A 12,281-nucleotide genomic window follows, 5' to 3' on the forward strand; every position below is an offset into this window, starting at 1 on the left:
AACACCATGATTATTGAATGGTAGATGGGAAATCACGATAATTCGCAGGCCATGATTTTCCTGCCAGGTTCCATTCCGGCTGCACCGGTACATTCATCCAGTTCAGAATCATAAAAGGGATATCTACCGGGTTAGGAACATATCTTTCCTGGTTAGGAATCACAGGAAACAGGTAGCCGCTTACATCACTAAAAGGCGCCCATTTATAATTTCCTTTGAGAGAAAAATTCTTCCCGGACGGGCTCTTATCTGCAAACACGCCGCCCTGTGCATCCAGGCATGGCCAGTAGCCAATGAGGTTAGCATAATTAGGATGTGATTTGTTCACATAAGTACGCGGAGCCCATTGTTTGATAACCTCGTCAGATACTACGGTATTGAATATACGAACATCACTCATGTACATATCCACATACTGGTCGGTAAATACTTCGGTAAAATACCCCATGATAGTGTTGGCAGAACTGGTAATACCCGTTACGTTGCTGGCCATTGAACCGGTCCCTTTGTTTTCCCCATCCAGGAATACCGCCGCTACATAGCTGGCCCCTACTTTAGTCACGGTTCCAGTGATCGTATGCCAGTCTCCATCTGTGAATCCTACAGATGGTCTGATCTCGATTTTACTGCTGCCATCTCCTATAAAGAAGGAAATATTACTGCCATTACGGAAAAATGCCCAACCAGGTGTGGTACCGCTGCGGGCAGCTACCTTTCCAAAAAATGGCGGATAGCTGTAGGTGTAATTTCCATTGGGTCCTTTATTAAACTTCACTTTCGCCTCAAAGGTCATTGATCCTGATCCGATATTATACAACTGCCCATCAGCGTTTTCTGCACGCACGTAACTATCCGGAGGACCATATAATCTCACGGCGCTGCCTTCATATGGCACACGGATATTTTCCGGCCTTACCACTACTTCACTTTCAAAACGGGGGTTAAAGAACAGTGTAAATGTATTCTGCACGGGATTGCTGAAAGGGGTACCGTCATTATCTTCCGGCGCCACCGGCCATGTTCCCCCATGATTGGAGGTAACGATCACCAGCCAGTTTTCATTGGCAAAGTTTTTACGACTACGCAATGCTGCCATGATGCTGCCTACATTTTTATCTGCATCCAGGATGGCCTGATTGTATTGAGGAACAGATTCATCGAACCCATATTGTTTACCGGCAGTTTCTACTTTATTAAATTCTGCAAACACCACTGACGCGCTGTCATTTTTCAGTTCGCTGATCACGGCGGTGGTTACATCCACGTCTGAAGTAAATGTTTTATTTACATCCATGCTGTTAGCGATCAGTTCCTGACTCAGTGTTGTCGAAGCGCAGAACGCAGCGCTGCGCGATATAACGCCGGCATCTTTCAGATATTTGGTAAATACCGGGTAAGTGCCCAGGTTTTTATTGGTATAATCATCACCTGTTACGCCATGCTGTTCACCTGTAACCCCTGTGAGCATATCTGCCCAGGTGGCTCCATCAGCGCCGGATGCATCACCAATACCTGTCCAGGAAAACACGGAACTATCGCGCATACTCCAGATCACGGGCGGTTTCATCGACTTCAGGGTTTCTCCCCTGGCACCATCTATCACCAGACAAAGTACTTTAGGCGTGCCGGACATTTTGCCCGGATCATTGGGATATACTTTTCTGTCAATTCTACTGTTGCTATCCTTATTACAGGCAAACAACGTAAAGATGACGGCAACTCCCAAAAGCGAAATAATCTTTTTCATACTATGATTAACTGATTGTGATGATTATTTTTACTTGGCGATAACCATACGGAAAATATTTCCTACCGCTGTATTGTCAAATGAAGAAATCGAACCGTACACAATCACGGCTGGCTCTCCCTCTGCCGACACGGTTTCTGTCATCCCATAAACAAATCCTGCCAGCTTTCCGGTGTTGTTGTAACCTGCGGCCAGCGATCCATCGGCATTTATGATCACCATTCCTTCCCTTACATAATTATCATACTTATCGAAAGTTCCGGCTACTACTATTAATCCGTTGTTTAGCTGCAGGGCATGTGTCGGGGAACCGGAGTTAAACAGTTTAGATTTGAAAGTGCTCACTACAGATCCATCTTCATTCAACATCATGATACCATCACAAGGGATGCCGTTAAACGATTTAAAGGCGCCGGTGATAATGATCTTTTTGGTCACCGCATTATACTTTATGGAGAATATCCGGTCGTTTGCACCACTACCGGATTTGAAAGCCGGATCTATTCTTCCGTTCTGATCCAGGCATACAATATTTCCCGCACTCACGTCATCAAACTTGTTAAAGGAACCACCCATCACTACCCTGCCGTCAGGCAGTACAATCGCATCCACGATGCTGCCCGCAGCTCCGCTGAATCCTTTTGAAATGGCCAGGTTATAATGATAGGAAGAGTCGAGGTTGCCGTCCATATCCAATGCCATGATACTGTTTACATATCTTACATCTATCGACCTGTCGGTTTTGGTAGAATTTTTATAGTAGTACTGCAGATAGTTAAAAAAGGTGCCCAATACCAATACGCGGTTATTGGCGTAAAATACTTTCTGCACTACCCCGGATACGCCGGCATTGAAAGAGGGAACGGTATCAAACGAGTTCTTCTCCTCTTCATTGGGATCGCCCTCGTGCGCATTGCCACCTGCTGTTTCCGTTGGAATGATTTGCACCGTGGTGGTGTCCACCTGTCCGCTGGGATAGATGCGGGTAAGGTTCGTCATTCCCTTCATGCGGCCATATTGGGTAAAGAAGCCACCCAACACAAATTTACCGTTGGGGAGCTGCGTTGCGCCGGAAATGCTTCCGGACATGCTTACTGCCGAATCTGTTTTGAAGGCATTCACAAACTGTCCGTGTTTCTCTATCAGCGCAATGCCATTCAGCGGATTACCTACGCCATTACTGTTATAGGTTTTGAAATCGCCCACCATCAGGTAACGGTTATCAGAAGTAGGCAACAGGTAATTAATAATACCATCTGCACCGGTACCGGCTTTGAAAGTATTGTCCAGCTTTACCTTTCCTATTACTTTAAACACCGGTCCATGGAACACCTGCAACCCGATATTTATGTATGGACTTCCAGAGCTACTGGCTGGCGGCACTTTTACGGTAATAGCTGCATCTGAAATCGACACGATCTGCGCTTCCTGGCCTGACAGAAAAAAATGCAGGGAGTCTTTATAAGCCATCAGCCCCGTTACTTTAAATGTTACCAGGTCACCGGAAGATCCCTGTGAAGGATTGGGTAGTTCATCGCTGAACTTCACGCCCAATGGCGGTTTCCCCCCTGCGTACGGATCGGGGAATACACTCCCCTCATCTTTTTTGCAACCGATCACTATTGCCAGCGACAGCAGCAGTAACCATATATTTTGTCTGAACAATTGCATCATCTGAATAATTTGTGAGCTGAGTAATTAATGTAAGTCCAGGCCATACTGCAAACAACGGCTATAGAATTCGGATACGCTGAACCCAAAATCATGTTTTGAAAAAACCAGTACATGCACGGCACCGTTTGTGGGTTCTATGTTGGCAGAAGCCACCAGGGCCGGGAACCAATAAAATGGTGGTTGTGAGATATCCGGTGTATAAGAGATCATCAACTGCCGGTATCCGGCATATTGTGCCCCACCTTCATTATTATATATTACGCCGAGGTTCATGGGTATACTGTCATAGGAGCGCATAAACACACCGGGATACGTTTTATACTGGGCCGGATCTATCTGCGGGATATCCTTCAGCATATACTTTCCTTTGAAAATATAACGGGAGAGCATTTCCCGCCATACCGGCGCCGGTACCTGCGATAATTTGGTGATGGTATCCTTTCCTGTGAGGAACAGCACCTGGTTTACCAGGGAGATCGTACTATCAAAACAGGGATTAGAGGGAGCAAAAAAGGTGATGGTTTCATTTTTGAAAACATTTTCCATCTTTGTTATACTGATCACCTGCAGCAGTTTGCTGAAGTATTCGGGTTTTGACTGAAGATATTCCAGTACAGTGCCATTGAATTTTCCTTTTGCAAGACCGGTATCCTGGTAATAATCTTTTTTGCAGGCGGCAAACAGCATCACAGTAAAGGTGAAACCTGCCAAGAGCGATAAATATTTATTTTTCATGTTCAGCAGTTTTTAGGTTAACGCCAGTATTCATTGAGTTTCATTAAAGCATTGTTGGTAAGCGCACTTTCCGCGATAGGCCAGGTCCAGGCGCCACGCTGGAAAGCCGATTGGGAAATGGGGGCTGTACAGTATTCCTGGTTGAGGATACGGTGCGTGCGAACAAGGTCATAGTAGGCATGTCCTTCTCCCATCATTTCTTTGGCACGTTCCCAGAAAATAGCATCCTTCAGCTCAGTAGCATCCGAGCCGGCATAAGAAGCTGTTTCTGCGCGGCCACGAATCAGATTTAATAAACGGATCGCCTCGGATTGATTGGCAGCGCCTAACTCCGCATTCGCCTCTGCTGCCAGCAAAATGGCATCCGCATAACGGAATACAATCAGGTTACCATCAAATGCTATGTTACTGCCGGAGTTGCCGATGAACTTTCTGAACTCTACCAGGTTGCCTTCCCGATACATGGTATTGGCATCAAACCACAGGTCTTTTCTTTTATCAGCTACACCCAACGGATACATCTTCTCCAGGAACTTGCCTACGTAGTTTACATAAGAATAGCCGCTGCCAGCACCATGTTCCAGTACATTATCGTTCAGGTACTGATAACCCAGTCCGCGTACTTCCCCATAGTTTACATTCTGCGTAAGCTCAAACAACCCTTCTTCAGACCCTCCCCTGTACAGGCGGCGGAATTCTGAGGTGGTCAGCAAACGATGTGCACCACCATTTTGTTCCATCAGCTCTTTGCCGAGTGCCACAGTAGCTTTATAGTATTTGTCTTTATTGCCTTCATCAAAGCCAGCATTCCACATGTTCATATGCATCATCAATGCCAGTGCTGATCCACGGCTGGGACGTACGGCTTTCATTTTAGGATCACTGTAAGCCCAGGGCAGGTCATCTTTATACTTCGCCATTTCGGCCAGACAGGAATTCAGTACATCAGTAAACTTAGTACGGCCAATGATTTCATTGAAATATGGCTTTGTATAATAAGGTACATCTCCATAAAGGCGTACCATCAGGAAATACAGGAAATTTCTCACCCATACTCCTTCCGCTTTATACCTTCGTTTATCCGTAGCCGATATCTGGGTGTCAGGAATATCATCCACACGGTCTATCAGGATGGCAGCCGATTGTATTACGCGGTAATATCCCTGCCAGTTAGGGATATCATTAAAATGGAAAAAGCCATTCCAGTAACCCTCTTTCATTAATCCTTTCAAATCGTTGTACACCAGGAAGTCGTAGTACGGGCGTCCCCATATGGCGCGGGAAGTGGATGTTTGACGGTATATACCGCAGCGGAACTCTGCTGCAAGGAAGAAAGAGTTGGTCAGCAGTACGTCCGCGATCTCTCCGTAAAGGTTATTGGTAAACTTTTCCGCATCTGCTTTGGTTTGCCAGAAAGTGGAGCCGGATTCTTTGTCCGTGGTAGTCGTTTCCAGGAACTTCTTACACCCCGGCATGCTGGTGCAAAGTAAAGCGGCCATTCCTATCGCAAAAACTAAACGCTTCATATATCACAGTTTAATTGCTTAATACATTGATTGTTTATATCCTAGAACTGCACGTTCAAACCCATTGTCACGGTTTTTCTCACCGGGTATCCACCTGTCTGATCTCTTCCGAGTGCAGATACGTTTTCCGGGTTAGGGCCGCTGTATTTACTGAACATGAAAGGATTGCCCAATGTGCAATACGGACGACAGGAAGTAATACCCCAACGGATGGTTTTGTCGCGCGGTATTGTATAGGCCAGCGTGATAGACTGTATCTTCAAATAAGAACCATCTTCTTCGAACAGGGTCTGTTCTACGCGATACGGCCTTATGCTTTTATAGCGCTGATAATCGTACGGATTAGGATACAACGCATTGTCTCCATTCTTGACCCAGTAATCGTATTGATCCAGTGGTACCAGGGCGCCTGGTGCGGTAGGTCTTCCGTTGGCATCATATCCAAATGGATTGGAGAAGCTGTTAAAACGGTCCTGTACAGCGTTATTCAATATAGCACGGATGGCCGTATAGCTACCGGTAATATTAAGTGACCAGGGGCCGTACTGCACAAATGAACTAAGTCCTCCTGTAGCGAGGGGCTGAGAGTTACCGGCATAAATGATATCTGCATCATTGATAATATAGTTACCATCACGGTCTGTCCACCTGGGGTCGCCGGCTTCTGCATAATAATAATTTTTACCATCGCCGGAAGATACCAACAGCGGCCTGCCAGTGGCAGGATCTACCTGTACGCTGCCGGGCTGGGAATACGCGCCGGTATTGTTCAGCAGTAAGTTGGTTAAACTGTTACGACCTACACGGTACAGGATATTTTGTTTAGCCGTTTCATCATACCATATATACTCCCGTTTACCGTTTGGCAGCCGGGTCAGGATATTTTTATTGAGCGCACCATTAACAGTAATGGTCCAGTTTAATTTGCTGGTAGCAGGTAAAGGGCGATAAGTAATGTTAAACTCTATCCCGATATTCCTCATGGCGGCGTCGTTCGTTTTCACTTTGCTGAATCCACTACTGGTAGGGAGTTGCAGCTCCATTAACATGTCGCTTACATCTTTAATGTAAACGTCCATTTCGGTAGACAATTTGCCTTTCCATAATCCGAGATCAAAACCACCATTCCACTGGGTAGTGGTAACCGGTTTCATACTGGCATTCGGTAACTGATCGTAGGAAATGCCGCTCATAGACCGGTCGTTGTATTTACCACCATTACGGTCGTCGTACACACCATAAGCATCGAAAATGGTACCCTGTGGGGTTACATTCCGTCCCCAGGTAGCGCGAAGCGAACCATAGTCGAGCCAGGTTTTATCCTTCAGCAGGTTCTCCTTATTAAAATTCCAGCGGACGCCGATAGAAGGATTATTGGAATACGGAGTAGCTTTCCCGGTAGTGGAAGATGCATCACGCCGGTAGGTAAGATCCAGCATATATTTTTGCATGTAGTTGTAAGAAAAAGAAGCCGCAATAGAAACCATCCTGTTGTCGGAACTTCCATTCAGTACACCACCCGCATCGAATGCACCACCAGATCCGATAGGGCCCAATACATGATCACTTGGCGTAGCACGCTGACGCAGCATGGTAGCCTGAAATGTGGTTTTAGTCAGCTCATTAAAAGCAGAAGCGGTAAAGTTATGTTTATTATTTACCGACTTGTAATAAGAAAGACTGCTACGGCTGTATAAATTAGTAGAACGATCGTTATAAGCCCTTACTTCTGAATAGTTGTTATTGATAGCTGCGGGAATAAAGTTATCCTCCGTACCGGTGGTATTGCCAAAGCTGAACTGGCTGGTGGCATGTAAACCTGTGAGCACTTCATAGTCGATATCTACGTTGGTGGTCACGTTGGCTGTTTTATTCACATTATCATTTCTCAGGGCTGCTACTGCGTTGGCGGAAGCAGAATAAAAAGAAGGTGCCGGCAAAAGGGAAGACTGACCTCCTGCTTTACCTACATCCGTTTGCGTGATACCATTACCACTACCCTTACTGTTTTGTCCGAGACTGGTGGTCACCGCACCGTAAATCTTCAGCCGGGGTGTAGGCCGGTATTGCATGTTGGTGCTGAGTGTATAACGGTTAAAGTCAGTGTTCTTCACTACTCCTTCTTCATTATAATAGCCCAGATTGGCTTTATAGTTAAAGCGGTCATCACCACCGGAAACGGTGACGTTATGCGTTTGGTTATAGGTATACTTATAGAACAGTCCCTGCCAGTTGGTAGAATTGTTATAGTAAGGATTGAGGCTGTCTGCCAGGAAAGGCGTGGCATTGATATCAGCTTGTGCATACTTTAGTGAATCCGTATAAGTAAGGATCTGCGAAATACGTTGCTGTCTTTCGCCATTACCGCCAATTACTTCTCTCAGGGTAGGCGGAATACTTACGAAGAAATTGCCCGAATATTGTACAATAGGCACTTTTGATTTACCACGTTTGGTATTGATCAGCATTACGCCATAAGCACCACGCGATCCATACAATGCAGTGGCCTGGGCATCTTTCAGGATCTGTACACTTTCAATATCTTCCGGAGGAATCAGTGATAACGGATTCAAACCCGGACCTGCCTGATTAAATCCATACTGGTAATTGGAATTAGCATCAACGGGTATACCATCGATCACAAACAACGGCGAGGTAGGTGCCAGGAAAGCATTACTGCCAGAACCGGTAATGCTCAGTGTAGACAACCCTCTCATCTGGATAGTACCTGCATAACCTGGTGCACCGGTATTATTCTGGATATTCAAACCCGCTACTTTACCTTGCAACAATTCCAGTACGTTGGATACCGGCACATCCTGCAATTGTTTACCACTGATTAACACCGTAGATCCGGTAGTGGTTTCTTTTGTTTTTTTCTGATACCCTATCACCACGGTTTCATTCAGTTTATTTTCTTTTACCGTGAGATATATCCGCATCAGTTCACCGGTTTTGGCTTTTTGTACAGTTGTATTAAAGCCCAATGCCTGGAAGCTGATATCGGCTCCTGCCGGTACGGTTACAGAGAAGCTGCCGTCTCCGGCGCTGGCGCCTACCCCTTTAGGTGGCTTACCGCTGAATATTACCACGCCTGGTACCGGAGAGTTGCCGCCTTTCTCATACACGATTCCTTTTACCGTTACCATCTGATCCTGCGCCGAAGCTGTAACAGCGAGCATTACAGCTATCAACAGCGCGATAAGTGGTTTTATCTTCCCTGGTATAGTGTTATACTTATACATGAAGGTTTGATTTTATCATTTGATGATTTTATTTTTCTGCCAATGACATCTGTTTGGATCAGTTGTCCCTGAAATCGGGATTTCCTTTCCAGAACCAGAATACAATTTTCCAGACGCCGGGCTGATAGATGGCGAACTGTGTTCCTACCTGCGCGGTTACTCTCAATGCACCGTTGGAAACACGATCATAGCTAAAAGTGGCTACTGCACGGTCTCCGGTGCCATTGGTATATTTTGTTTGCCGCAAAGCCAGCGGAATAGGATAGGCCACATCATAGGTTACTCCTTCCGGGGTAAATTTTGGCTGCCCGAAGTGATGCACTACCTCCTCCCATTTGGTATGCTTAAACAATGCAGGGTTGATAGGATTGTAGGAAGAATCGCGGAACTCAAATGTGAGGGAGTTACCGGTGGCATTCGGATCTTTGTAGAATACCGTTATTACCCCCGAGTTACCGATATAACTTTCATCGTTATAGTTCTTTACACCAGATACCAGGTAAGCATACGTATATCCGTTAGCATTACCCGTTACCGGATCAATGGAGCTGGGCGCATATGGCTGCGGGCGAAGCGGCTTCAATGCCATGTTGCGGATCATTTTACTACCGCCGCTGTTGGATACTTCCACATCAAATTTATAACCGGAATCCGGCTGCATTTTGATAGCGTTCAGGTATTGCAGATCGGTAGGCGCCCACATAACAAATTGCCCGGAGTGCTCCCGTACTTCAAACAGATGGTGCTGTTCAATGGTACGTTTTTTCTCTATTTCTTCACGGGTGGTTTCCAGACCGGTATAAGCTTCTTTCCATACCAGTACCGGGAAAGTTTTATTAAAGATTTCCGCGGATCCACCATCTACACCTCTCATATTCATGATTTTAAAAGTGAGTGGACTGGTAGAATTGTCTGCGTTGAAAATATTGGTGGCAGGATCTTGCGGCAACAGGGACGTTCTTCCCAACACCGGTTCAAACGTAGTTTGGGTATAGTTAGCTCCTGAACTGATAAAATCCACGTCAGCCGGCACTTTTACGCAGGCATACAGTAGTAATCCGGAGGCGGCCAAAACTGTCAGCAACTGAAATGATCTTTTCATTGTACAATTATTTATCGGCTTCAGCTTAAAAGCTATTTGTTAAATCTGTTGATGAATTCATTAAATCCAAATTCATGGTCTTCGGCCAGGATGTGCATCACACCGTTCCTCAAATAAGTATCCATCGACATGGTATTAGCCCTTATCCATTTGCTGATGTAAAAGGAACCTTTTGTATCGCTGTAGATGATGTACGCCGGTCCGCCGCCTGCATACCCTGAAGCAGTTTGGGTGTATAGCTGCAGGTTCACTTCACGGCTGTATTTGATGGAGTTGATGCCACGGCCATCGGGGTATAACACCAAACTATCCGTTGGATATACGCCCGGCACTACGTAACGGCAAAACAACGTATCCAGGTTTTTCTGGTCCAGATCGGCCAGGGACAATGAGGCCAGTCCTTCTTTTTCCCGCAATACATTGAGGTTGCGCATGGCTGTTTTAAAACTGGTATTGGTGACCGCAAATAAAGTGAGCTGTGTATTACTCATTACCCGCTTTAAACCAAGCCGGTCGATGACCACCACCATAGAATCAAAAACGCCCACCTGGCTTTTAAGATAATCGTACATGTTGGCATCTATCTGGGTAACGCCCTTGGTGTATGATTTATATCCTCCATCCTTCTGGCAGCCGGTAAAAAATATACCAGCCATTAACAACAGAAGGCAACATATTCGGGTATAAGCATGTATCTTTTTCATAGCTGCTATTATTTATTCCAGTAAGCATTTTGAACAAGCTGATGATTGGCGCTCAGCACTTCATCCGCAATCGGCCAGTAGATACCTCCGTTGCGCAGCAATGGTCCCAGCTCACTACTGCCAGGACGCAGGCGGGCAAACCGTACCTGGTCGTACCATCGCCAGCCTTCTCCCATCAACTCTCTTCTTCTCTCCTTAAAAATTTCCACCAACAGATCTTTACCTTTAAAAGAAGGACTTACGATGCCCCTGCTTACCATTACAGTAGACAACCACTGCGTAGCTTCATTCGGATCATTTAATACGGTGGCTGCTTCCGCTCTTAACAGCGCCAGCTCTTCCAGGCGGGAGAACATCATGGTACCATTGTACAACCGGAAAGTACCTTTGTCAGCTTTTCCATCTTCAATCACTTTTATTTTGCTGAACACCGGTGTATTGGTCGTGTAATTGGAGAAGTAATAGGTTGTTAACGGGTAACCTGTGGTCAGATCAATACTGAAGCGTTCATCTCCGTTCCATTCAAAATATTTAAGAATAGAATCCCTGGGGATATACATCGCCGGCAACTGGTTGCTGGTAATGGGCTGCGCCAGCGTATATTCTTCCAGGTGACCGGCAGTAATGCCTTCTGCATTCAGATAATCGAAAGAAAAATTCAGGATCTGACTCGGCCCTCTGCGCGCAAAAAAGCCGCTGTCGCTGGCGCAGAGTATATCCGTTTCCGGTGTAAAGGAAGCATCCGCACGCGTGTAGTTGTCGAGGATAAAACGGGTGTAAGACATTACATCCGTATAGTGTTGCTGCCAGGCTGCGATATGTGACAGCACTGCATAGGCGCTGATCTTATTAAATAAGGTACCGGCCCAGAAACTGTATCCCTGGTTAAAATAAAAACCGGGGCTTTGCGGATCAGTACTGTTATAAATGAAAGGCAGGTCCTTTGCAGCAGCAATCAATTCCTTTTCTGCAAAATCGAGCACCTTTGCCTGTGGTGTGCGCGGTAACTGCGGGAATTGTCCATCGTAAGAAGATACGATCAGCGGCACATCACCCCATATACGAACAATATAGAAATAAAGGAATGCGCGCAAAGCCCTTGCCTGCGCCACGTCCAGCTGATGATTCAACGCGGTGTAATAGGCATCTTTCGCCGGTATGTCACCAGACCTTTCAATGAACAGGTTGGCGGCATTAATCGCCGCATAAAACCTGCGCCAGCTTTTAAGCGATTGCAGTTGCGGGAAAGAAACATTTAATTCATTATTTACAACTGCTTTCAGATCTGCACGGGAGGTGGGCAGGAAGTCACCCTTACGGAACTCCCCATACATCCAGAACGCAGCATTATCCGTGAGGGCAGCGCGGGTAAGTCCATACACTCCTATCAGGGAGCTACGGGCATCTTCCACAGATGACCAGTAGTCCTTATCTGTCACCAGCCTCGTAGATTTTACATCCAGCATTTTACTGCATGACATGCACATGGTGATCAAAGCCAACACCAGCGCCTTTTTTGTTACTAATCGAAATATATTATTCATGCTT

The 12,281-nt window shown here is 46.0% G+C and carries 8 protein-coding genes; all 8 read right to left on the minus strand.

Annotated features, from left to right (window positions below; translation table 11 throughout):
• Window positions 1-10: 10 nt before the first annotated feature.
• The 8 genes from AB4Z08_RS12955 to AB4Z08_RS12990 are packed head-to-tail and all read right to left on the minus strand — an operon-like array spanning window position 11 to window position 12,277.
• A complete protein-coding gene (locus tag AB4Z08_RS12955) occupies window positions 11-1,747 on the minus strand; it encodes a DUF4983 domain-containing protein (RefSeq protein ID WP_441574162.1) in 1,737 nt (578 codons plus the stop codon).
• Window positions 1,748-1,777: 30 nt separating this feature from the next.
• Window positions 1,778-3,421, minus strand: a complete 1,644-nt coding sequence (locus AB4Z08_RS12960) for a DUF5008 domain-containing protein (RefSeq protein ID WP_441574163.1) — start codon at window positions 3,419-3,421, stop codon at window positions 1,778-1,780.
• Between the two features lie 24 nt (window positions 3,422-3,445).
• Window positions 3,446-4,156, minus strand: coding sequence for a hypothetical protein (locus AB4Z08_RS12965; protein ID WP_441574164.1), 711 nt, complete (start codon window positions 4,154-4,156; stop codon window positions 3,446-3,448).
• 17 nt (window positions 4,157-4,173) lie between these two features.
• A complete protein-coding gene (locus tag AB4Z08_RS12970; RefSeq protein ID WP_441574165.1) occupies window positions 4,174-5,682 on the minus strand; it encodes a RagB/SusD family nutrient uptake outer membrane protein in 1,509 nt (502 codons plus the stop codon).
• A 41-nt stretch (window positions 5,683-5,723) separates the two neighbouring features.
• A complete protein-coding gene (locus tag AB4Z08_RS12975) occupies window positions 5,724-8,927 on the minus strand; it encodes a SusC/RagA family TonB-linked outer membrane protein (protein ID WP_441574166.1) in 3,204 nt (1,067 codons plus the stop codon).
• 58 nt (window positions 8,928-8,985) lie between these two features.
• Complete coding sequence (locus tag AB4Z08_RS12980; protein ID WP_441574167.1) at window positions 8,986-10,029, minus strand: DUF5007 domain-containing protein; 1,044 nt, start codon at window positions 10,027-10,029, stop codon at window positions 8,986-8,988.
• Window positions 10,030-10,061: 32 nt separating this feature from the next.
• Window positions 10,062-10,733 carry a hypothetical protein gene (locus AB4Z08_RS12985; RefSeq protein WP_441574168.1) on the minus strand — a complete coding sequence of 224 codons (672 nt, stop codon included), beginning with the start codon at window positions 10,731-10,733 and terminating at the stop codon, window positions 10,062-10,064.
• A gap of 8 nt (window positions 10,734-10,741) precedes the next feature.
• Window positions 10,742-12,277 (minus strand): RagB/SusD family nutrient uptake outer membrane protein, encoded by a 1,536-nt coding sequence (locus tag AB4Z08_RS12990; protein WP_441574169.1) that lies wholly within the window; start codon window positions 12,275-12,277, stop codon window positions 10,742-10,744.
• Window positions 12,278-12,281: the final 4 nt, after the last annotated feature.

Source organism: Chitinophaga sp. RAB17, assembly GCF_052114225.1.
Lineage (GTDB): Bacteria > Bacteroidota > Bacteroidia > Chitinophagales > Chitinophagaceae > Chitinophaga.

Excerpts from the sequence above, each read along its gene's own strand:
- AB4Z08_RS12965 (WP_441574164.1), bottom strand. The coding sequence starts at position 4,156 with ATGAAAAATAAATATTTATCGCTCTTGGCAGGTTTCACCTTTACTGTG.
- AB4Z08_RS12960 (WP_441574163.1), bottom strand. The coding sequence starts at position 3,421 with ATGATGCAATTGTTCAGACAAAATATATGGTTACTGCTGCTGTCGCTG.
- AB4Z08_RS12990 (WP_441574169.1), bottom strand. The coding sequence starts at position 12,277 with ATGAATAATATATTTCGATTAGTAACAAAAAAGGCGCTGGTGTTGGCT.
- AB4Z08_RS12980 (WP_441574167.1), bottom strand. The coding sequence starts at position 10,029 with ATGAAAAGATCATTTCAGTTGCTGACAGTTTTGGCCGCCTCCGGATTA.
- AB4Z08_RS12975 (WP_441574166.1), bottom strand. The coding sequence starts at position 8,927 with ATGTATAAGTATAACACTATACCAGGGAAGATAAAACCACTTATCGCG.
- AB4Z08_RS12955 (WP_441574162.1), bottom strand. The coding sequence starts at position 1,747 with ATGAAAAAGATTATTTCGCTTTTGGGAGTTGCCGTCATCTTTACGTTG.
- AB4Z08_RS12970 (WP_441574165.1), bottom strand. The coding sequence starts at position 5,682 with ATGAAGCGTTTAGTTTTTGCGATAGGAATGGCCGCTTTACTTTGCACC.
- AB4Z08_RS12985 (WP_441574168.1), bottom strand. The coding sequence starts at position 10,733 with ATGAAAAAGATACATGCTTATACCCGAATATGTTGCCTTCTGTTGTTA.